At 69.3% G+C, this 20,365-nt stretch carries 21 protein-coding genes; 16 read left to right on the top strand and 5 right to left on the bottom strand.

Annotated elements, in window-relative coordinates:
• The first annotated feature begins 2 nt into the window (after positions 1-2).
• Positions 3-524 (top strand): biopolymer transporter ExbD, encoded by a 522-nt coding sequence (locus BO221_RS33070; protein WP_073564862.1) that lies wholly within the window; start codon positions 3-5, stop codon positions 522-524.
• A complete protein-coding gene (locus tag BO221_RS33065; RefSeq protein ID WP_073564861.1) occupies positions 525-1,109 on the top strand; it encodes a biopolymer transporter ExbD in 585 nt (194 codons plus the stop codon).
• A gap of 61 nt (positions 1,110-1,170) precedes the next feature.
• Here BO221_RS33065 and BO221_RS33060 read toward each other — a convergent pair whose 3' ends face one another.
• Entirely contained in the window at positions 1,171-1,557 is a 387-nt protein-coding gene (locus tag BO221_RS33060; protein ID WP_073564860.1) for a TraR/DksA C4-type zinc finger protein, read from the bottom strand.
• 265 nt (positions 1,558-1,822) lie between these two features.
• On the opposite strand from BO221_RS33060, the gene trmFO reads away from it, so the two are divergent.
• The 8 genes from trmFO to BO221_RS55565 all read left to right on the top strand — a co-directional run bounded on the left by trmFO (position 1,823) and on the right by BO221_RS55565 (position 10,773).
• The gene (gene trmFO, locus BO221_RS33055; protein ID WP_143195819.1) at positions 1,823-3,169 is read left to right on the top strand and encodes a methylenetetrahydrofolate--tRNA-(uracil(54)-C(5))-methyltransferase (FADH(2)-oxidizing) TrmFO; all 1,347 of its coding nucleotides are present in this window, start codon (positions 1,823-1,825) and stop codon (positions 3,167-3,169) included.
• Positions 3,166-4,764 (top strand): gliding motility protein, encoded by a 1,599-nt coding sequence (locus BO221_RS33050; protein WP_073564858.1) that lies wholly within the window; start codon positions 3,166-3,168, stop codon positions 4,762-4,764. The genes trmFO and BO221_RS33050 overlap by 4 nt, the downstream gene beginning before the upstream one ends.
• A 7-nt stretch (positions 4,765-4,771) precedes the next feature.
• The gene (locus BO221_RS33045) at positions 4,772-5,173 is read left to right on the top strand and encodes a hypothetical protein (protein WP_073564857.1); all 402 of its coding nucleotides are present in this window, start codon (positions 4,772-4,774) and stop codon (positions 5,171-5,173) included.
• Positions 5,174-5,216: 43 nt separating this feature from the next.
• Positions 5,217-6,125, top strand: a complete 909-nt coding sequence (locus tag BO221_RS33040) for a tyrosine recombinase XerC (protein WP_073564856.1) — start codon at positions 5,217-5,219, stop codon at positions 6,123-6,125.
• Positions 6,126-6,268: 143 nt separating this feature from the next.
• Positions 6,269-6,796, top strand: coding sequence for an ATP-dependent protease subunit HslV (gene hslV / locus BO221_RS33035; protein ID WP_043391523.1), 528 nt, complete (start codon positions 6,269-6,271; stop codon positions 6,794-6,796).
• Between the two features lie 12 nt (positions 6,797-6,808).
• A complete protein-coding gene (gene hslU / locus BO221_RS33030; protein ID WP_073564855.1) occupies positions 6,809-8,206 on the top strand; it encodes an ATP-dependent protease ATPase subunit HslU in 1,398 nt (465 codons plus the stop codon).
• 102 nt (positions 8,207-8,308) lie between these two features.
• Positions 8,309-9,481 (top strand): aspartate aminotransferase family protein, encoded by a 1,173-nt coding sequence (locus BO221_RS33025; RefSeq protein ID WP_143195856.1) that lies wholly within the window; start codon positions 8,309-8,311, stop codon positions 9,479-9,481.
• A gap of 218 nt (positions 9,482-9,699) precedes the next feature.
• A complete protein-coding gene (locus tag BO221_RS55565; protein ID WP_073564853.1) occupies positions 9,700-10,773 on the top strand; it encodes a hypothetical protein in 1,074 nt (357 codons plus the stop codon).
• On the opposite strand, the gene BO221_RS33015 is transcribed toward BO221_RS55565, so the two are convergent.
• Genes BO221_RS33015 through BO221_RS33000 form a run of 4 tightly spaced genes read right to left on the bottom strand, consistent with a single transcriptional unit; the run spans position 10,774 to position 14,008 of the window.
• On the bottom strand, positions 10,774-11,724 hold the full coding sequence (locus BO221_RS33015; RefSeq protein ID WP_073564852.1) for a hypothetical protein: 951 nt from the start codon (positions 11,722-11,724) through the stop codon (positions 10,774-10,776).
• Positions 11,725-11,726: 2 nt separating this feature from the next.
• Positions 11,727-12,911 carry an SDR family oxidoreductase gene (locus BO221_RS33010; RefSeq protein WP_198956241.1) on the bottom strand — a complete coding sequence of 395 codons (1,185 nt, stop codon included), beginning with the start codon at positions 12,909-12,911 and terminating at the stop codon, positions 11,727-11,729.
• Between the two features lie 23 nt (positions 12,912-12,934).
• Complete coding sequence (gene coaE, locus BO221_RS33005) at positions 12,935-13,531, bottom strand: dephospho-CoA kinase (RefSeq protein WP_073565132.1); 597 nt, start codon at positions 13,529-13,531, stop codon at positions 12,935-12,937.
• A 9-nt stretch (positions 13,532-13,540) separates the two neighbouring features.
• Positions 13,541-14,008 carry a hypothetical protein gene (locus tag BO221_RS33000; protein ID WP_073564850.1) on the bottom strand — a complete coding sequence of 156 codons (468 nt, stop codon included), beginning with the start codon at positions 14,006-14,008 and terminating at the stop codon, positions 13,541-13,543.
• Between the two features lie 128 nt (positions 14,009-14,136).
• On the opposite strand from BO221_RS33000, the gene BO221_RS32995 reads away from it, so the two are divergent.
• From BO221_RS32995 to BO221_RS32970, 6 genes are all read left to right on the top strand, one after another.
• Positions 14,137-14,640 carry a cytochrome c3 family protein gene (locus tag BO221_RS32995; RefSeq protein WP_073564849.1) on the top strand — a complete coding sequence of 168 codons (504 nt, stop codon included), beginning with the start codon at positions 14,137-14,139 and terminating at the stop codon, positions 14,638-14,640.
• A gap of 1 nt (position 14,641) precedes the next feature.
• Positions 14,642-15,250, top strand: coding sequence for a ribosome biogenesis GTP-binding protein YihA/YsxC (gene yihA / locus BO221_RS32990; RefSeq protein WP_073564848.1), 609 nt, complete (start codon positions 14,642-14,644; stop codon positions 15,248-15,250).
• A gap of 37 nt (positions 15,251-15,287) precedes the next feature.
• The gene (locus BO221_RS32985; RefSeq protein WP_073564847.1) at positions 15,288-16,955 is read left to right on the top strand and encodes a DUF6178 family protein; all 1,668 of its coding nucleotides are present in this window, start codon (positions 15,288-15,290) and stop codon (positions 16,953-16,955) included.
• A gap of 196 nt (positions 16,956-17,151) precedes the next feature.
• Entirely contained in the window at positions 17,152-18,438 is a 1,287-nt protein-coding gene (locus BO221_RS32980; RefSeq protein WP_073564846.1) for an O-antigen ligase, read from the top strand.
• The gene (locus tag BO221_RS32975) at positions 18,428-19,576 is read left to right on the top strand and encodes a glycosyltransferase (RefSeq protein WP_073564845.1); all 1,149 of its coding nucleotides are present in this window, start codon (positions 18,428-18,430) and stop codon (positions 19,574-19,576) included. Before BO221_RS32980 ends, BO221_RS32975 begins: the two co-directional genes overlap by 11 nt.
• 60 nt (positions 19,577-19,636) lie before the next feature.
• The gene (locus BO221_RS32970; protein ID WP_233166356.1) at positions 19,637-20,323 is read left to right on the top strand and encodes a DUF4097 family beta strand repeat-containing protein; all 687 of its coding nucleotides are present in this window, start codon (positions 19,637-19,639) and stop codon (positions 20,321-20,323) included.
• Positions 20,324-20,365: the final 42 nt, after the last annotated feature.

The raw sequence follows: 20,365 nt of genomic DNA, 5'->3' as shown, positions 1-20,365 counted from the left end.
CAATGGCGTTCTACTACTCCAGGCGGAAGCTCAAGCCGCGTGAGGAAGAGGAGTCGGGGGAGCTGAACATCATCCCCTACCTCGACATCCTCATGAACCTCATCCTCTTCATGCTGCTGTCCATCAACGGGCTGGCGGCCTTCGGCATCGTCAACGTGAGCGCGCCGAGCTACGGCGGCCCCAGCACCTCGGTGGCCCCGCAGGAGAACCCGGAGCAGCCGCGCCTGACGCTCAGCGTGCTCATCAGCAAGAAGGGGCACTTCATCAACAGCGAGAACGCCATCCTCGGCCAGGACGGCGCCCCCACCGTGCCGCTCGGGGCGGATGGCGTCTACGACTACGCGGCGCTCAACGCGCAGATGGTGAAGATCAAGAGCGCCTTCCCCACCGAGACCAAGGTCATCGTCGCCGCGGATCCGGAGATTCCGTACGACGCGCTCATCCAGACCATGGACGCCATCCGCGAGACGCGGGAGAGGCCGCACCGCGAGCTCTTCCCCGACGTCACCCTGGGAGCCCTCTAGATGGCCGCGGGCGACATGGTTCCGCAGGTGCCCGAGGAGGAGCGGCTGCAGCGGCTGCGCTTCCGCAAGGCGCTGGCGCGCAAGAAGCGCAAGGAGCGCGAGGCGGCCGGGGAGATCAAGGAACTGAACATCACCGCGATGATGGACATGATGACCATCCTCCTGGTGTTCCTCCTGAAGTCCTTCGCCTCGTCCTCGGCGGCGATGACGGCCAGTGAGGACGTGCGCCCGCCCGTATCCTCCACGCGCGCCACGCCCAAGGACACCGTCGTTGTCACCGTCACCCCCAAGAACATCCTCGTGGGGGAGAAGGAAGTGCTGCGGCTGGTGAAGGGGCAGATTCCTCCCGAGGCGCTCGAGGGCCGGATGGTGATGGCGCTGGATGCGCAGCTGAAGAAGGAAGTGGAGAAGCTGAAGTACATCGCCGAGCGCAACCCGGCGGCTCCCTTCAGCCGGGAACTGTCCATCATCGCGGACAAGGCGATCCCCTACGACATGCTGCTCACGGTGCTCTACACCGCCGGACAGAACGAGCTGGAGAACTACCGCTTCGTCGTCCTCCAGGACGAGGGCAAGCCGCAGTAGAGCCCCCGGTCTCCCGGAGGCCCCCGCAGCCCGTACACCTCGGGGCGCCAGCCCCCGAGTGTCAGATGGTCGGCGTGGCCTGGTGGCCACCGCGGACCTCCAGCTCGTGGCGCGTGGCGTCCTCCTCGCAGCGGATGGCGAAGGGCAGGGCTTCCAAGCGCTCGATGGGGATGTCGTAGCCGCAGTCCACACAGGTGCCGAACACGCCGGTGTCCATGCGACGCAGCGCGGCATCGATGAGCATCACCTCGCGCCGCTGCGCTTCCATCAGGCTGGAGAGGGTGTAGTCCGCCAGTTCCGCCTGGGCATTCTCCTCGTACTCGGGATCCCGCTCCTGGTCCTTCAGCGACGAGAGCTCGCGTTGGGCCCCCTGGTTGGCCATCAGGATGTCCCGGCGGCGCCGTTGGAGTAGCTCGCGGATCTTCAGAAGGTCGTTGGTTCGCTTCATGGCCTGTCGCTCCGTCAATGGTGCACTGCGTCGCCCGGCCCGATTTCCCGCGCGATGAACGGGGAAAACCTAGGAGCCACAGGTAGGTAGGGAAACTGTTTCTAAAGACCTTACTTGTCGGATGGCCGAGGAGGGGGCGAGCGGGCAGGGGCGCGGCATCCGGGGGGTGGACATACAGGAACGGAAGGGTGGGACAGGGGGTGGGGGTCCTGCTAACAGTTGGCGGACGGGCAGAAACCGGCCCGTGGAGAGAGGGTTTCGAGACGTGAAGCTTCAGCGGGTGACGGTGATTGGCGGCGGACTGGCGGGCAGCGAGTGTGCCTGGCAGCTGGCGCGGCGCGGGGTGCCGGTGACGTTGCGGGAGATGAAGCCGCAGCGGCGTTCGCCGGCGCACAAGTCGGACCAGTTCGCGGAGCTGGTGTGCTCCAACTCGTTGCGCTCGGACAACCCGGAGAGCGCCATCGGCCTGCTGCACGCGGAGCTGCGGACGCTGTCGTCGGTGATCCTGGGGTGCGCGGACACGCACCGGGTGCCGGCGGGGGACGCACTGGCGGTGGAGCGCGAGGCCTTCTCGGCGGCGGTGACGCGCTCGGTGCGCGAGGCCCCCGGCGTGGAGGTGGTGCCGGGCGAGGTGGACACGCTGCCCGAGGGAATCGTCGTGGTGGCCACCGGGCCGCTCACCTCGGATGCGCTGACGAAGGAGCTCGAGCGGTACGTGGGAGAGAAGCTCTACTTCTACGATTCCATCGCCCCCATCGTGGCGGGGGATTCCATCGACATGAACATCGCCTTCCGCGCCAGCCGCTACGGCAAGGGCGGGGGGGATGACTACATCAACCTGCCGATGAACAAGGAGGAGTACTACCGGTTCATCGCCGAGGTGAAGGCGGGCCAGAAGCTGCAGCCGCACAGTTTCGAGGAACCCAAATACTTCGAGGGCTGTCTGCCCATCGAGGTGATGGCCGATCGAGGCGATGACACGCTGGCCTACGGGCCGATGAAGCCGGTGGGGCTGAAGGATCCGCGCACGGGTGAGGAGCCGTACGCGGTGGTGCAGCTGCGCATGGAGGACAAGGCGGGCACGTCGTGGAACATGGTGGGCTTCCAGACGCGCCTGACGTGGGGCGAGCAGAAGCGCATCTTCACCACGTGCGTGCCGGGCCTGGCCAACGCCGAGTTCCTGCGCATGGGGCAGATCCACCGCAACACCTTCATCGACTCGCCGAGGCTGCTGGCGAGGGACTTGTCGCTGAAGGCGGAGTCGCGGCTGTTCTTCGCGGGGCAGATCACGGGGGTGGAGGGGTACGTGGAGTCGGCGGCGTGCGGATACATGACGGCGCTGGCGGTGTACGCGCGGCTGACGGGGAGCGAGTTCGTCCCGCCGCCGGCCACGACGGCGATGGGCTCGCTCTACCGTCACGTGACGGGCGAGGCGCACCCGCCGGACTATGACTACCAGCCCTCGAACGTCATCTTCGGGCTGTTCCCGCCGCTGCCGGGGCGGGTGAAGAAGGCGGACAAGCGGGCGCGTTACGCGGAGCGGGCACGGGCGGATCTGGCCACGTGGCTGCCGAGCGTGCCGCCGGCACAGGAGCACCAGGGGACCGCATGAACCGACGAAGCGTGATGGCGGGGGCGCTGGTGGCGCTCGCGCTGGTGGGGTGCAAGCGGGGCGAGGACAAGGGTGGCGGAGGAGGGCAGGGGACGGCCCGCTCCGGCGCGGCCGTGGGCGGGCTGGGCGTGATGCTGGCCGGGGGCCCGGCGGAGGACCTGCGCGTCACGGAGGATGGGCAGTTCGCCACGTACCTGACGAAGACGCGCAAGCCGACGGTGGAAGGGATTCCTCCGCAGATGCGGCTGGGCACGCTGAACGTGGTGCCGGTGACGGGCGGCTCGCCGCGCCCGGTGGGGGATGGGGTGACCAACGTGCCCGGGGGGATGCTCTTCACCCCGGACTCGAAGCACGTGCTGTACCTCACCGGGTACAACCTGGCGAACCAGTCCGGCACGCTGCACGTGCTGGCCCTGAGCGACCCGAGCGCCGAGCCCCAGAAGCTGGGCGATTCGGTGGGGTACTTCCTGCCGAGCCCGGACGGGACGAAGCTGGCCTTCGTGGACGGCGGGGTGCTGAAGCTGGGGCCACTGCCCACGGGGCCCTTCCGGCAGGTGGGCGGAGAGGTGTCCACGGCGGAGTTCTCCCCGGACGGCAAGACGCTGTTCTTCAAGCGGAAGCTGGTGGCGGCCGGCGGGTTGTTGGCGGTGCCGGTGGAGGAGCCCGCGGGCAAGCCGGCCGAGCCGCGCAAGCTGGCGGACCAGGTGGGCGACTACGTGTTGTCTCCGGACAGCAAGCGCGTGGCGTACCAGGTGCGCAATCCCGCGCTCGCGGGGATGTATGACCTGTACCTGGCGGACGCGCCGGAGCTGACGGGCCGGAAGGTGGCCACGGGCACGACGGCGTTCGCCTTCTCCCCGGACTCGAAGTGGCTGGCGCGCAACGACGGGGGCAAGCCGGAGGTGCCGGGGGACCTGTACGTGGGCCCGGCCTCGGGCGAGCCGGGGCGGAAGGTGGGCGAGCGCGTGAAGGAGCTGGCCTTCTCGCCGGACTCGCAGGCGCTGGGCTTCCTGGCGAAGTACGACCTGCCGGCGGGGGCGGGGCTGATGGGCGTGGTGGCGCTGCCGGACGGTGAGCCGAAGCTGGTGGGCAGCCGCGTGCCCAACTTCACCTGGGGCAAGGACGGCAAGTACGTGGCCTTCCTCTCGCGCTTCCTCAAGCCCATCTACTCGGTGGACCTGATGCTGTACCAGGTGGGCGCCGAGAAGGCGGAGAAGGCGCACCCGGGAGTGTTCGGTTACGGCTTCGCCCCGGGGGCGCTGGTGTTCCGCGCCGGCTGCATCCGCGAGGGCCGTGCCTGCGACTTCAAGGCGCTGCCGCTGCCGAAGGACGCGCAGGCCCAGCCGCAGACGTGGCTGCAGGGCATCTACAGCTACAAGCTGTCCGACGATGGCAACCGGATCCTCGCGACGTCGGCGCGGATGGACTCGGACACGTTCGACGTGGCCGTGTACGACGTGAAGACGCAGGCGCGGAAGACGCTCGACCAGGGGGCGCAGCTGCCGGCGTACTTCGCGGGGCAGAACGACTCGTTGGCGGTGTACGTGCTGAAGGGCGCGAACGCCGGGGTGTACGTGGCGCCGGCCCAGCCGTGAGGGGACGATGACGCTCATCGAGCTCATCGTCATCCTCTGGCCCATTGGGGCAATCTTGACGGGCCTGGTGCTCGGGTTCAGCCACGGGGTGCATGAGGGCCTCGTGGCGTCTTCGCTGTGCCTGGGCGTTCCCTATGTGCTCTTCAAAGGGCTTTCCTGGGTGCTCAGCCGGTGGAAGCCGGACTGGCCATCCTGCCGGAAGGGCGCGTGTGGCCAACGGGACTACGAAGTGAGGGTCGACGCGCGTGACCCTGAGAAGTTCATCTACGTGTGCGGCTGTGGAGATACGTACAAGCGATTGCCGTCCGAGCCCTCGGGCAGTGAGCGTTTCGTCCAGGTGGATGAGGAGGGGCGGAGCATCCCCTACCTGTTCCACCGCCCGTGGAGAGCATGGGAGCCCGAGCCGTGAGAAGCTTGCGGGCGGCCCGGTTGGGTCTACGCTGGGGCCGCCCATGAGCACCGCCGAGCTGTCGCCACTGCTGGAGAAGTTCCGCGTCCATCTCCATGACGAGAAGGGCGCGAGCCCGCACACCGTGCGCAACTACCTGATCGATCTGGTGGACTTCGAGCGCTACCTGACCGAGCGGATGAAGCTGTCGCTGCTGTCGGCCTCGCACGCGGCCATCCGTGGGTACCTGGGGACGCTGGCGGTGGACCTCGCGCCATCGAGCCGCTCGAGGCGGCTGGCGAGCATCAAGAGCTTCTACAAGTACCTGGTGCGGCAGAAGCTGTTGCCGGGCAGCCCGGCGAAGCTGGTGAAGAGCCCGAAGCTGCCCAAGAGCCTGCCCAAGGTGCTGCCGGTGGACGAGCTGTTCGCGATCCTCGACATGCCGTCGCAGAAGACGGTGCTGGGGCTGAGGGACCGGGCGATTCTCGAGATTCTCTATGGCGGAGGCCTGCGCATCAGCGAGCTGTGCGGGCTGAACCTGCTGGACGTGGACCGGAGCGGGCGGATCATCCGGGTGATGGGCAAGGGCAGCAAGGAGCGGCTGTGCCCGGTGAACGCGCAGGCCATCCGGGCGCTGGAGGCATACCTGGCGCGCCGGGGCGAGCTGCTCGCGGTGCCGCGAGAGGGGCAGGACGCGGAGGCGGTGTTCCTCAACTACCGGGGAGGCCGGCTGACGCCGCGGAGCATCGGGAGGCACCTGGACACGTACGTGGTGCAGTGCGCGTTGCAGCGCAAGGTGAGCCCGCACGCGCTGCGTCACTCGTTCGCGACGCACCTGCTCGGGGGAGGGGCGGACATCCGCAGCATCCAGGAGCTGCTGGGCCACGCGAGCCTGTCCACCACGCAGCGGTATACGCACGTGAGCTGGGAGCAGCTCCAGCAGGTCTACGACGCCGCGCATCCGAGGGCCTGAGTTCCCCTCGCGCCAGATTTCCCCTCTCCCCTCGGGAGAGGGACGGGGTGAGGGTTCCACGTATCCCGGGGTCAGGGTGAAGGGGAGAACAGCTGCTCGGGGAATCGTGGAAACGTCCGCGTCCACTTGTTAAACCCCCAGACATGTTCCACGGCACCACCATCCTCTGTGTTCGCCGAGATGCGAAGGTCGTCATCGCCGGTGACGGTCAGGTCAGTCTCGACAAGACCATCATGAAGAACACGGCGAAGAAGGTCCGCCGCATCGGCGACGGCTCCGTGCTCGCCGGCTTCGCGGGCAGCACCGCCGATGCCTTCACCCTCTTCGAGCGCTTCGAGGCCCGCCTCAAGGAGCACCAGAAGAACCTCGCCCGCGCCTGCGTCGAGCTCGGGAAGGACTGGCGCACCGATCGCTTCCTCCGCCGCCTGGAGGCCCTGCTCGTCGTGGCCGACCGCGAGAAGACCTTCATCCTCTCCGGCGCGGGCGACGTCATCGAGCCAGACCATGGCATCGCCGCCGTGGGCAGCGGGGGCTCCTACGCGCTCGCCGCCGCCCGCGCGCTCATGACGCACACGCAACTGCCCGCGCGTGAGGTGGCCACCCACGCCATGCAGATCGCCGCCGACATCTGCGTCTACACCAACTCCAACATCACCATCGAAGAGCTCTGAGGGGGCATCACCGTGAGCAACGGACGCAAGATCCCCGCCTTCACCCCCCGCGAGGTGGTGGGCGAGCTGGACCGCTACATCGTCGGACAGAACGCCGCCAAGCGCGCGGTGGCCATCGCGCTGCGCAACCGTTGGCGCCGCCAGCAGGTCCCCGAGGAGCTGCGCGATGAGATCCACCCCAAGAACATCATCATGATCGGCCCCACCGGCGTGGGGAAGACGGAGATCGCCCGCCGGCTGGCGAAGCTCGCCCAGGCTCCCTTCGTCAAGGTGGAGGCCTCCAAGTTCACCGAGGTCGGCTACGTGGGCCGCGATGTCGAGTCCATGGTGCGCGACCTCGTCGAGTCCGCCATCGCGCTCGTGCGCGACGAGGAGATGGAGAAGGTGCGCGAGCGCGCCATCGAGATCGCCGAGGACCGGCTGGCCCAGCTGCTCTCCGGCAACGCGCCCTCGCGTCCCTCCGGTGGAATCGGCTTCATGGCGCCTCCGCCCACGCCCGCCGCGCCCCGGCTCGGGGACATGGAGCGCGAGAAGCTCCGCGCCCAGCTGCGTGCCGGCACGCTCGACGACCAGGAGGTGGAGGTGGAGCTCGCCGAGGGCAACTCGCCCACCTTCCTGCGCAACTTCTCCGGCCAGGGCATGGAGGAGATCGGCGTCAACCTGCAGGATCTCTTCAAGAACATGCCCGGCATGAACCGCTCGCGTCGGCGCAAGGTGCGCGCTCCCGAGGCCCTCCGGCTCATGGAGCAGGAGGAGGCCGCCCGGCTGGTGGACACCGACCGTGTCAACCGCGAGGCGCTCGTGCGCGCCGAGACCGGCGGCATCATCTTCATCGACGAGATCGACAAGATCGCCAGCCGCGAGGGGGCGGGGAAGGGCTCCGGCCCGGACGTGTCCCGCGAGGGCGTCCAGCGCGACATCCTCCCCATCGTCGAGGGCTCCACCGTCAACACCAAGTACGGCCAGGTGAAGACGGACCACATGCTCTTCATCGCCGCGGGCGCCTTCCACGTCTCCAAGCCCAGCGATCTCATCCCCGAGCTCCAGGGCCGCTTCCCCATCCGCGTGGAGCTGGATCCGCTCAGTGGCGAGGACCTTGTCCGCATTCTCCGCGAGCCGCGCAATTCCCTCATCCGCCAGTACACCGCGCTGCTGGCCACCGAGGGCGTGCGTCTGGATTTTTCCGACGATGCCATTCTGGAGCTCGCCCGCATTGCGCAGGCCGTCAACGAGCGCACCGAGAACATCGGCGCGCGGCGGCTGCACACGGTTCTGGAGAGGCTGCTCGACGATGTATCCTTCAACGCAAGCGAGCAGGGACCGAAGGATCTACAGATAGACGCCGCCTACGTGCGCGAGCGCCTCGCCTCCGTGGTCCAGGACGAGGACTTGTCGCGCTACATCCTCTAGTCACACCCAGGAGCCCACGTGCCGCTCACCACGCCGACAAGAACCGCCAAGACCGACTCCGCCGCCCCTCAGGACTCCACCACGGGCAAGAACCAGGAGTGGATGGACAAGGCCAAGGCCCACCTCCTGCAGAACTACAAGCAGCAGCCTGTCGTGCTGGAGCGCGGACTGGGCTCGCGCGTCTGGGACGCGGAGGGGCGTGAGTACCTGGACCTGATCAGCGGCATCGCCACGTGCGGGCTCGGCCACTGCCACCCGGAGGTGGTGGTCGCCGTGAAGGCCCAGCTCGAGAAGCTCTGGCACGTCTCCAACGTGTTCTTCTCGGAGCCGCAGATCGAGCTGGCCAGCCGGCTCACCGCCGCCGCGGGCCTGGATCGCGCCTTCTTCTGCAACTCGGGCGGGGAGGCCAACGAGGCCCTCCTCAAGCTGGCCCGCAAGGTCCAGAAGGACCGGGGCAACCCGGACCGCTACGAGGTCATCTCCTTCCACAACTCCTTCCACGGGCGCACGCTGGCCACCGTCACGGCCACCGGCCAGCCGAAGTACCACAAGGGCTTCGAGCCGCTGCCCGCCGGCTTCACCCACGTGCCCTACGGGGACCTGGAGGCCGTGCGCAAGGCCGTGGGTCCGCACACCGCCGCCATCCTCGTGGAGCCCATCCAGGGCGAGGGCGGCGTGCGCCAGGCGCCCCCGGGCTTCCTCAAGGCCCTGCGCGCCCTGTGCGACGAGAAGGGCCTGCTGCTGCTCGTGGATGAGATCCAGACCGGCATGGGCCGCACCGGCAAGGTCTTCGCCTTCCAGCACGAGGGCATCCTCCCGGACGCCATCAGCCTGGCCAAGGCGCTCGGCAACGGCCTGCCCATTGGCGCCATGCTGTGCACCGAGGAGGCTGGCAAGAGCCTGGTGCCGGGCACCCACGGCTCCACCTTCGGCGGCAACCTGGTCGCAGCCGCGGCCGCCAACGTCGTCGTGCGCAAGGTGACCGAGCCGCAGATGCTCCGCGACGTGGCCCAGAAGGGCGAGTACTTCCTCTCGCGCCTGCGCGAGCTCCAGAGCCGCCTGCCCACCGTCATCAAGGAGGCCCGCGGCATGGGCCTGCTGGTGGGCGTGGAGCTCTTCCAGGACGCCGCGCCCTCCATCGCGAAGTGCCGCGAGCTGGGCATGCTCGTCAACGCCGCCGGGGAGAAGACCATCCGCTTCGCCCCGGCCTACACCGTCGCCAACGACGACCTGGACCACGGCGTGCGCATCCTCGAGCGCGCCCTCAAGGCCTGATCGCCCACCGCCGCCGTTCTTCTTCGGGGAGTGCACCCTGGTTCGTCAGGCGTGTGCTCCCCGAAGTACTTCAGGGTGTTTGTCGCACGAGCGGCTACATTGTGTCTGAAAAAATCCGCTAATAGCGTTTGACGCGATGCGGGTGGATGCCTAGGATTTCCGGAGGTTTTGCCGGTTTCCTGAATTCCCCCGAAGGGGCTCCGTTCCAGAGGTTCCCGATGATCGCGCCTCAAGCTTCCCCTGGTATCGATCCGGGCCACGATGTCCTCCAGGCCAACCAGCTCATCGAAGCGGGGTTCTGGCTGCAGCTGGGCGGGGACGCTGCGGGCGCGCGGACCCTGTTCGCGCGCGCCCTGAAGCATGATCCGGGCAACCACCGGGCGAGGGAGTGGCTCACGAAGGGTGAGGGCTCGCGTGTCGCCGGATCGGTCACGGCGGTGCCGCCACCGGCCGTGAGGCCCATGTCACTCGCGTCCGTCCCCCCGCTGGCCTCGGAGTCCGCGGCACCCCAGCCCGTGCTGGAGGTGAGCGTGGTCCTGCTGGACGAGCAGGAGGTGGCGCCCGAGGGCCGCCACATCACCGCCGACGTGCTGGCCTTCCTCTCCGAGCCCGAGCCTCCCAAGCCGGCCGCCCCCGCCCCCGCCCCCGCCCCCGTGGCCGCCCGGCCCGTCGCGCCCGCGCCCGTGGCCGCCCGGCCCGTTGCGCCCGTGGCCGCCCGGCCTGTCGCGCCCGCGCCGGTGGCCGCCCGGCCCGTTGCGCCCGTGGCCACGCCCGCGCCTGTTGCCGCCCGGGCCGTCGCGCCCGCGCCCGCGCCGGTGGCCGCGAAGGCCGTCACGCCCTCGCCCGTGGCTGCCCGGCCCGTCGCCGCGCCCGCGCGGACGCCCGCGCCCGTGCCCCAGGCGGCTCCGCGCCAGGAACTGCCCACGCTGCTGCAGGGAGTGGAGGATCTGCTCGCGCTCGGAGACGTGACGAGCGCGATGGAGCTGCTGCGCAAGGCCGAGCAGTTGGCGCCGGGTGATGCGCGGCTGGCGTCGGCGCGTGAGCGCTGCGTGCGCCAGTTCCAGGTCTCGCTGGAGGCGAAGCTGGGGGACCTGAAGCGGGTGCCCACGCTCAAGCTGCGCATGGCGGAGCTGATGAAGCTGAGCCTGGATCCCCGCGCGGGCTTCCTGCTGTCGCGCATCGACGGGAGCCTCAGCTTCGAGGCCCTCTTCTCCGTCTCCGGCATGTCCCGGCTGGACACGCTGCGCGTCCTGGCCCGGCTGCTGGACCAGGACATCATCGCCATCCGCTAGCTAGAAGCGGAACACGCGGAAGCCGTAGTTCCCCGTCACGCCCTCGTCCGCGTACATGACGAGGTAGAGCGTGGTGGTGCTGGCCGCGCGGATCTCCACGAACGAGTTCTTCCACGTGTAGAAGGGCGTCTTCACGTCCTCCTTGGTGAATCCGGCCATGGAGGGCACCACGCGGCTGGTGTCGAACTCGATCCGGTACAGGACGTCCTTGGTGACGGCGATGGCGAACCAGTCCTCGTCCTGCTCGTACTCGAGGCGCCCGTCGCGGTCGGTCGGCGAGGAGGTGCCGGCCACGTCCGGGACGATGGTGGTGGCTTCCGCCGGGCTGTCGCCGTGCACGTCCTCGCCCACGGGGGTGAGGCTGAGGGCGTACAGGCCGGTGCCGGGTGACGGATCGAACGGCGAGTGACTCACGCGCACGTAGTAGGGCGCGGTGGCGCGGGCCTTGAAACCCACCTGGGCCTTGGGCCGGCCGTCCTTCGAGGAGATCCACTGGCCGCCCTGATCGAAGACATCCAGGCGAGGCAGGAGCGTGCCGGCGCCGGGCTCCACGGTGACGCTGTAGACGGTGCGCAGCTTGCCGTCGACGCGGAAGAAGTCGTAGTCGCCCACCGGCTCGATGCTCTGCTGGCGCTGCGTGGTGACGTCGGAGGCGATCGTCACGGCGCGGGTGAGGCAGTCATCCGGCTCGGAGCTGTCGCCGGGGTGCTCGGGGCAGTTGAGGGTGGAGATGGGCTCGCACGTGCCGTTGGGCCGCAGGATGGTGCCCTGCTTGCACAGACAGCGCGCGTTGCCCGCCTCGTTGACGCACAGGGTCTTGTCGCCCTGGGTGCAGGGGTTGGGATCGCACGGATCATCCGGCGTCGGGTCGGGGTTGGAGGTCACCAGGCAGCCCGTGCCGAGCACGGCGGCCAGGGGCACGAAGAGGAAGCGGGAGAGGGGGAAGTGCATGGCTAGCGGCTCCGACGGGCCTGGGCGCCCGATTCTTCATCCGGGGGAGGAGTGGGGGTGCGGTCGAGCGGATCCTCCACCTCGGAGGCCTGTTCGCGGCGCTGGCGGTACTGTTCGCGCACGTAGGCCACGAGCTGATCCAGGTACGAGGAGAGGGGAGGGCAGCGGATGCCGGTGCCGTCCAGCAGCTCCAGGGTGTTGTGGCAGTTGTAGATGGCCAGGTGGTTGACGTAGCTGAGGGCGGCGCGCTGGGGGCGGGCCAGCTTCTCGAGCACGGGCAGGCGCATCATCACGTCCGCGGCGCGGGCCGAGAGGTTGAAGCGGGGCAGCTTCTTGTTGGCCTTCTCGGCGATGAGCTCGTAGACGCGGCGGGCGCTCATCGGGTTGGGGTCCACCAGGTGGAAGGTGCGGCCCACGGCGCGCTCGTCGTGGGACAGCGCCCACACGGCATTCACCACGTAGTCCACCGGCACCACGTTGAGCGGGGCCACGCCATTGCCGGGCAGGGGCAGCGGCACCACCAGCGGGCTCGTCACCAGGAGGATGCCCAGGTAGTAGGGGCCCTCGAAGCGGTCGATCTCCCCCGTGCGCGAGTCCCCCACCACGCTGCACGGGCGGAAGATGGTGGTGGGCACGGTGGCGGCGGCGCGCTGGACGAGCTTCTCCGCCTGGAACTTGGTCTCCTCGTAGACGTTGCGGAAGTCCTGGCCGCAGTCCAGCTCGTCCTCGGCGATGACGCCCACGCGGTCACCGGAGACGTGGCAGGAGGAGAAGTGGTTGAAGCGCCGCAGGTGCTCGCAGTCGCGCGCCAGCTCCAGCACGTTGCGCGTGCCGTCCACGTTGATGCGCCAGGCCGTTTCCTTGGGCACGCCCATGTAGAAGACGGCGGCCAGGTGGTAGATGTGCGTCACCCGCTCGCACAGCCGCTGGTACTCCTCGCCGGACAGGCCCAGGTGCATGTCCACGATGTCGCCGGTCAGCAGCTCCAGCGTGGCCCCGGTGCCCTGCAGCCGGGAGGCGAGCTTCTGCGCCTCCTTGAGGTGCTTGGGCTGCACCAGGGCATAGACATGGGCCTTGGGCTCCTCGCGGACGATGTGCTCGATCAGCCGTTTGCCGATGAAGCCGGGGTAGCCGGTGATGAAGTACGTCCCGGCCTTGCCTCGGGGCTCCTTGCGCTTCTCGCTCATGGGCGGCGGAGCATACCCGGCCCTCAGCCGCGCGCGACTATGGCGCGCCACACCTCTTCCACCCGGGCCCGGGTTGTCCCCAGATCTCCCGAGTTGTCCACCAGCCAGGTCGCATGCTGGCGTTTCTCATCGAGTGGTAGCTGGGCGGCCAGCCGGGCTTCCGCCGCCGCCTCGTCCAGGCCGTCACGCCCCATCAGCCGGGCCTTCTGCACCTCGCGGGGCACCCACACCAGCACCACCCCGTTCATGGCCTCGTGCAGCCGGTTCTCGATGAGGAGGGGGGCATCGTAGATGACCCGCTCCACCCCCGACTCCGCCAGGGCCTGGGTGCGCAGGAGGAACTGCTGGCCGATGAGCGGGTGGAGGATGGCGTTGAGGGCGGCGCGCTCCGTCGCGTCCCCGAAGACACGCATGCCCAGCTTCGCCCGGTCCAGACGGCCGTCCGCGTCCAGGACCCCGGGGAAGCGCTCGGCCACGGCCTGGAGCCCGGGGGTGCCCGGCTCCACCACCTCGCGGGCGATGACGTCCGCGTCCAGCACCTGGGCACCGAGCTCGCGCAGCATCCGGCTCACGGTGCTCTTGCCGGAGGCGATGCCCCCGGTCAGTCCGTAGATGTCCACGCGCGAGGCCTACTTCCCGGCCGGCTGGGGCGTGAAGATGAAGGAGTGCACCGTCTTGCCGTCCTCGTTGAGGAACACGGCCAGCCCGAGCTTCGCGTAGAGCATGTAGGTGCGGAAGTCGTCGGTGAGCTTCTTCTGGTAGCAGGGGCCGGCCGGTGCCTTGCCCGCCGGGCAGGCGTTGCCGTACGTGCTCTCCACCGACTCCTTGTCGATGACGGGGCCGGGGAAGACGTCGATGCGCTCGACGAGCTGCGTGCCCGGATCCACCTTGAATTGCACCTGCTTGGTGCCCTTGATGGCCTTCTGGTCGAAGTAGGCGATGATCTCCTTGCCCTCGGTGGTGACGGTGCGCGAGGGCTCTCCGAACTTCTGGATGAGCAACTCCTTCTTGGTCTGCCCGGGTTCGACTCCCTGCCAGGGTTTAGCCACCACGGGCGCGGCGGCGAGGAGCACGGCGACGATGGCGATCGTTCTCATCCTTCCGGTGTAACGGATCCCCCCGCACCGCCTCAAGCTCCCCCCGCTTCGTCCGGGAGGTCACAAGAGCGCCAGGTTTCGCACCTCCGCCTTGCCCCCTGGGGGGTCGTCTGCTAGTGACCCGGCCGATGCGCGCTCGCGGCTCCTGGCTCCTGTCCCTCGCCCTCGCTGCCCTGTCCCTCTCCGGCGCCGCCCTGGCCGCCGATTTCCTCGGCCCGGAGAGCTGCAAGGGCTGCCACCCGGCGGCCTATGACGCCTGGATGCAGTCCAAGCACGCCCGGGCGGGGGACTCGCTCTCCGAGGCCCAGCGCAAGGACGCGCGGTGCCTGTCCTGCCACGCGCCGGACCAGGCCTCGCAGGGCGTCAGCCACGTCACCTGCGAGACGTGCCACGGCGGTGGTCAGTACTACTCGCCCAACTATGTGATGAAGGACGCCGAGCTGGCCCGGTTGGTGGGTCTGGTGGACCCCTCGGAGAAGGCCTGCCGCAACTGCCACGACGCGTCCTCCCCATCGCTCAAGCCGTTCAATTTCGTCGAGTCGCTCAAGGCCATCGACCACTGGTCGGCCGCGCGCACCGGCAAGTCGGCCCGGGCCGAGAGCCCCTCGTCCGAGCCCGCGAAGAAGAAATAGCGTGATCAAGATTCTCGACGCCCGTTTCATCACCACGGCGGTGGAGCCCAAGGGCTACCCCACCACCCTCGCCCCCGAGGTGGCCTTCGTGGGCCGCTCGAACGTGGGCAAGTCTTCCATGATCAACGCGCTGGCCGGCCGCAGGAAGCTGGTGCGCGTCTCCAACACCCCCGGCCGCACCCGCGCGCTCAACTTCTTCGACGTGGACGTGGAGCGCGGCACGAAGCGCCACACCGTCCGCTTCGCGGACCTGCCCGGTTACGGCTTCGCCAAGGTGAGCAAGACCGAGCGCGCCGAGTGGCAGAAGATGATCACCTCGTACCTGGAGAAGCGCCGGGATCTGAAGATCGTGGTGAGCATCATCGACGCCGAGGTGGGGCCCACCCCGGACGACTTCCAGACGCTCGACTACCTGCAGGAGTCCAGCCGGCAGATCCTCGTCGTCGCCACGAAGATCGACCGGATGCCCAAGGCCCGCCGCAAGCCGCGCCTGCAGGCCATCGCCGACGAGCTGTCCCTGCCCCGGGAGGCGGTGATGGCGTTCTCGGCCACGGAGAAGCTGGGCTTCGACGAGGTGTGGGACGCGTTGCTGAACACCCTGACGGCCTGAGCCCCCGGCCGTGCCGCCAGTGTGGTAGGCACGCGCCGTGTCCAACGGAAATGGAAGCAAGGGCAACGGCAGTGACATCCAGCAGGCGCTGAGCACGCTGCGGCGGCAGCTCGCGTCACTCCCCGCGAAGCGGCGGCTGGATGCCCTCATCGAGTCGCGGGACGCGCGGGCGCTGGTGCGCTCGCTGCCCGCGGAGGACCTGTACTTCACCATCATGGAGGTGGGGCTGGCGGACTCGACCGAGCTCGTCCAACTGGCCTCGCCCGAGCAGTTCCTCACCTTCGTGGACCTGGGCGGGTGGAAGAAGGACCAGGTGGAGCCGCACCAGGTGCTCACGTGGCTGCGTGCCGCGCGGGGGGATGAGGCCGGGGACTTCCTGCGCAAGCTGCGCAAGGTGGACGCCGAGGTCTTCGAGTTGCTGGTGCGCGAGTTCACCCTCATCCACGATCTGGAGGAGAACCCGGACGTGCTGGTGGAGGGCGTGACGCTGGAGACGCCCGAGGGCCGCTACCTGGTGGAGTTCAAGGGCGTGGAGGGCCCGGAGCTGGCGGCCATGCGCTCCATCCTCAACGACCTCATCGCGGACAACCCCTTCGAGGCGGTGCGTTTCCTCGAGGCCACGCGCTGGGAGGTGCCGGGCGAGCTGGAGGAGACGGCCTACCGTTTCCGCACGGGGCGGTTGCAGGACCTGGGCTTCCCCTCGCTGGAGGAGGCGGCGCGGCTCTTCAGCCGGGTGGACACGGGGACCGGGCCGGCGCCGGCGGCCGTGGCGGCGCTGGTGGCCACGAAGGCGCAGCCGGACTACCTGGACGCCGCCTTCCGGGCCCTGGAGGACGTGGAGCGGGAGAACCTGGAGGGCGAGCTGCGCTACCTGGCCAACGCCACGCTGGTGGCGGAGGTGGAGGACCCCGGGAACCTGGACGCCATCCGCCGCGTGGGCGAGATGGTGCGCGACTACCTGCTGCTGGGCCTGGAGCACCTGACGGGAGGAGACCCCGGGCGGGCCGCGCAGGTGGTGCGCGACACGGAGACGCGGCGCGTCTTCCAGGTGGGCTTCTCCCTGACACTGGCGCTCAAGTTCCGCGCGGACCGGCTGATGAAGGAGCCGCTGGCGCAGGTGGAGGGCCTGCCGCTGCTCTTCACGGAGGAGGCCACCGCCGTCGAGGCCCTGCGCCGCAAGCGCCCGCGCCGCACGTTGAAGGTGCCCGGAGCGGAGCCGGTGCCCTTCCGCTCGAGGCGCGAGCTGGCGGCCAGCGAGGAGGTTCTGGCGCGCGCGGAGGCCCAGGTGGCGCTGCTGGGCGCGCTGCTCGGGGGCACGGGGAAGAAGGCGCACGAGGTGCTGGCGCTCTTTGGCGTGGAGCCGCGCGTGCTGGGCGTGGAGCGCTTCTTCGCCGCCGCCGTGGCCCTGGCCCTGCTGGAGGGCAAGGTGGGGCCGAGGCCGGTGCCCTCGGCACGGCGGGACGAGCTGGGCGCGCTGCTCTTCGAGGGCACTCCGGAGGCCCCGCGGCTGCGAAAGGACGTGGCCGAGCGCGCGGTGGCGGTGCTGGAGCCGGCGGTGCCCGAGTCCGCGCGGCCCGAGCTGCGCCGCCTGGTGGGGGCGACGCTTGCCCGGTTGTTGGAGGAGCTCGCTCCGTCGTTCCTCCAGGAGGGCAGGTTGAATCCCATCGCCTCCGTTCTCCTGCCCATCGAAGGCGGAGAGCCGTAATCCTTTCAGTCCCACCTCCCGTGGGTACTGTCCCCCCTGATCGCTAAGGGCCTGGATCCACGGGCCTTTGCCGGAATGAGCCGCTGGCATGTTGGCTGCTAGCGGATAGAGGCGTTCATGGAGCTGTACCCATGAAGCCTGTGTTTCCGAGCTGACGAACGGAAGGTACTTCCGGGCTGGGCGGGAGGAGGACGGGATGGGGTTGGGCGACAAGGCGGAACGCCGGGACGTGGTGTCCTTCTATGCGCTGACCGCCTTCGCGGCGCTGCTGTACATGGTGCCGCAGGCGTGGATACCCGCGCTGGCGCCGTTGCGGCTGGCGCTGCTGACATCGGGGTTGGCGGCGGGGTTCATGGCGCTGAGGCGGGTGGGGCGCGCGGAGCCGCTCTACTTCGATGGTCTGCGCGGGGTGGCGCTGCTGTGCTTCGCGGGGCTGGCGCTGGCCTCGGTGATGTGGTCGGTGAATCCGGAGGTGAGCCGCTTCACGGCCGTCGAGCTGCTGAAGCTGACGGCCATCTACCTGACGCTGGTGAACGTGGTCACCACGCCCAGGCGGTTGGCGGTGGTGTGTGGGGCCCTGGTGGTGGCCTCGATGGTGACGTCACAGGGCGTCATCCATACCTACTTCACCGGCACGCCCGAGACGCTGGTGGAGGGCTACCGCGCGCACTGGGTGGAGGTATACGCGGACCCGAACCGCTCGGCGATGAACCTGGCGCTGGTGGTGCCGCTGGCGGTGGCCTTCCTGGCGCGCAAGGAGAGCGGCTGGCTGTGGCGCGCGGCGTGCGCGGTGGCCATCGCCATGGCGGTGGTGGCCATCGTCTTCACCTACTCGCGTGGTGGCTTCATCGGCCTGTCGGTGGCCATGGCGCTGTGGGCGATGCGTGAGCAGAAGAAGCTGCGCTCGGTGCTGCTGGGCGTGGCGCTGGCGCTGGGCCTGGCGGTGTTCGCGCCCAAGAGCTACTGGGAGCGCAACCAGACGGTGGCCACCTTCCAGGAGGACGCCTCGGCCATGGGCCGCGTGTACGCGTGGCAGGTGACGTCGCGTATCAGCCTGGACAAGCCGCTGCTGGGCGTGGGCGTGGGGGCCTTCCGCTACGCCTGGCACCTGTACGCGCCGCCCCAGGCCACGCGCGCCTACGTGGCGCACAACGTCTTCCTGGATGTGATTGGAGAGCTGGGCTGGTTGGGCCTGGGTCTCTTCCTGCTGTTCGCCGGGGGCGCGACGGGAGGTGCCTTCGAGGCCTCGCGCAACCCACGGGTGGGGTGGCTGGCCCGAGGCCTGGCGACCTCGATGGCGGGCTACCTCATCTGCCAGTTGTTCGCCGGTTACATCCTCTCCGCGCACCTGTACGTGCTGTTCGGCCTGGCGGCCTGCGCGCAGCGCATCGCCCGGGCGCAGGAGGCGGAGGAGTCGTCGAAGGTTCCAGAGGTCAAGGGTCGGCTGGTCGCGAGCTGGGAGGGCTCCAACCATGCGGCGTGAAGAAGTACGGATGGCGGAGGAACCCCTGCGCCTGGTGCAGTTCACCAAGTCGTTCCACATTGGAGGCACGGAAGTCCAGGTCGTGGAGTTGCTGAGGGGCCTGCCGCCCAGCTATCGCGTGCAGCTGGCGGTGCTGCAGGACCAGGGGCCGTTGATGGAGTCGGTGCTGAAGCTCGGCTTCGCGCCGGAGGTGTTCCCCCTGAATGGCTCGCTGGCGCGGCCCAACTCGGCGCTGCAGGTGTTGCGGCTGGCGCGGTGGTTCCGCACCCAGCGGGTGGAGTTGGTGCACGCGCACGACTTCTACTCGACGATGCTGGTGGTACCCGCGGCGAAGATGGCGGGGACGAAGGTGATCGTCGGGCGGTTGGATCTGGCGCACTGGCACGGGACGGCGCGGAGGGCGCTGCTGCGCAGCCTCACGCTCATGGCGGACCACGTGGTGGGCAACGCCGAGGCCATCCGCCGCATGCTGGTGGAGGAGGAGGGGCTGCCTCCGGAGCGGGTGTCCGTCATCCCCAACGGCCTGGATCTGACGCGCTTCCACGCGCGGGTGCGCGAGGGGCTGAAGGCGCCGCTGCCGGACACGCGGGGTGCGCCGGTGGTGGTGCACGTGGCGAACATGAACCACCCGGTGAAGCGGCAGGAGGATCTGCTGCGGGCGCTGGCGATGGTGCGCCTCAAGGGACAGACGCTGCACGCCTTCCTGGTGGGGGATGGCCCGCGGCGGGCGGAGCTGGAGCAGCTGGCGGGCTCGCTGGGGCTGACGGACACGGTGCACTTCCTGGGACACCGGGCGGACGTGCCGGCCGTGTATGCGCGGGCGGACTTCGGCGTGCTGTGCTCCACGGCCGAGGGCATGTCCAACGCGGTGATGGAGGGCATGGCGGCGGGGCTGCCCATGGTGGTGACGCGGGTGGGCGGCAACCCGGAGCTGGTGGCGGACGGGATTCGGGGCCTGGTGGTGCCGCCCCTGAGGCCCCAGGCCATGACCGAGGCCTTCTGCACGCTGCTGGCGGACCGGGAGCTGGGCCGCCGCATGGGCGCCGAGGCACGTGCCTTCGTGGAGCGTGAGTTGTCCCTGGAGCGGTTGGTGCGCCGGCACGATGTGCTGTACCGGCGGGTCGCGCGGGGCGGGTGAAATCGTTTTTCCGAAGGCCCGTAGGGGAGGGGGACAACCTTCTCCTACGAGGCCATCGCCGTGAATTTCGCCCTGCTGCTGATCCTTGCCGCCACGCCCGCCCCGCAGTCCTGGCAGTTCGAGACGGATGGCTCACCGAAGGTGAGCGTCTCCAACGTCAACGGCTCCATCCAGGTGGAGGCCGTGGCCGGGAAGACGGTATCGGTGGAGGCGACGCAGAAGGGCGGCGAGGCCGAGCGCGCCCAGTACCCCCTCCAGGTGGAGCAGGACGGGGACGAGGTGACGGTGCGCATGTGCTGCGGCTCGTGCTCGAAGAAGCTGTCCAATTGCAACAACCCGCCGGAGACGCACTTCGTGGTGAAGGTCCCGCGCGACTCCTCGCTGGAGGCGAGCTCGGTGAACGCGCCGGTGAAGGTGTCCGGCGTGGCGGGCGAGCAGGAGGTGTCGGTGGTGGCCGGTGACGTGTCGGTGAAGGGCTCGCGGGGCAATCTCGAGGTGGCCGCGGTGAGTGGCAACGTGGAGCTGGTACCCGAGTCGCTCGCGGACACCGAGGTGAGCACCGTGTCCGGCAATGTGAAGCTGAAGCTGCCGAAGGGCGCGGGCGCCAACGTGCAGTTCTCCTCGGTGGGCGGCACCTTCAACGGGCGCGATGTGAGCCTGGGCTCCTCCTCGAAGAAGTACGGCAACGGGGAGCACGACGTCGAGGTGAGCACCGTGGGTGGGGCGCTCGACGTGCAATCCGAGTGATTGTTGGGGTAGAAACGAGTTCACGCGCCGTGCGGTCACGGT

It is taken from the genome of Archangium sp. Cb G35 (assembly GCF_001896145.1).
Taxonomy (GTDB): domain Bacteria; phylum Myxococcota; class Myxococcia; order Myxococcales; family Myxococcaceae; genus Archangium; species Archangium violaceum.
This window is presented reverse-complemented; position numbering and strand designations above follow the sequence as displayed.

Coding starts and splice junctions, on each gene's coding strand:
- BO221_RS33070 (WP_073564862.1), top strand. CDS start 3: ATGGCGTTCTACTACTCCAGGCGGAAGCTCAAGCCGCGTGAGGAAGAG.
- BO221_RS33065 (WP_073564861.1), top strand. CDS start 525: ATGGCCGCGGGCGACATGGTTCCGCAGGTGCCCGAGGAGGAGCGGCTG.
- BO221_RS33060 (WP_073564860.1), bottom strand. CDS start 1,557: ATGAAGCGAACCAACGACCTTCTGAAGATCCGCGAGCTACTCCAACGG.
- BO221_RS33050 (WP_073564858.1), top strand. CDS start 3,166: ATGAACCGACGAAGCGTGATGGCGGGGGCGCTGGTGGCGCTCGCGCTG.
- BO221_RS33045 (WP_073564857.1), top strand. CDS start 4,772: ATGACGCTCATCGAGCTCATCGTCATCCTCTGGCCCATTGGGGCAATC.
- BO221_RS33040 (WP_073564856.1), top strand. CDS start 5,217: ATGAGCACCGCCGAGCTGTCGCCACTGCTGGAGAAGTTCCGCGTCCAT.
- hslV (WP_043391523.1), top strand. CDS start 6,269: ATGTTCCACGGCACCACCATCCTCTGTGTTCGCCGAGATGCGAAGGTC.
- BO221_RS33025 (WP_143195856.1), top strand. CDS start 8,309: ATGGACAAGGCCAAGGCCCACCTCCTGCAGAACTACAAGCAGCAGCCT.
- BO221_RS55565 (WP_073564853.1), top strand. CDS start 9,700: ATGATCGCGCCTCAAGCTTCCCCTGGTATCGATCCGGGCCACGATGTC.
- BO221_RS33015 (WP_073564852.1), bottom strand. CDS start 11,724: ATGCACTTCCCCCTCTCCCGCTTCCTCTTCGTGCCCCTGGCCGCCGTG.
- BO221_RS33010 (WP_198956241.1), bottom strand. CDS start 12,911: ATGAGCGAGAAGCGCAAGGAGCCCCGAGGCAAGGCCGGGACGTACTTC.
- BO221_RS33000 (WP_073564850.1), bottom strand. CDS start 14,008: ATGAGAACGATCGCCATCGTCGCCGTGCTCCTCGCCGCCGCGCCCGTG.
- BO221_RS32995 (WP_073564849.1), top strand. CDS start 14,137: ATGCGCGCTCGCGGCTCCTGGCTCCTGTCCCTCGCCCTCGCTGCCCTG.
- BO221_RS32980 (WP_073564846.1), top strand. CDS start 17,152: ATGGGGTTGGGCGACAAGGCGGAACGCCGGGACGTGGTGTCCTTCTAT.
- BO221_RS32975 (WP_073564845.1), top strand. CDS start 18,428: ATGCGGCGTGAAGAAGTACGGATGGCGGAGGAACCCCTGCGCCTGGTG.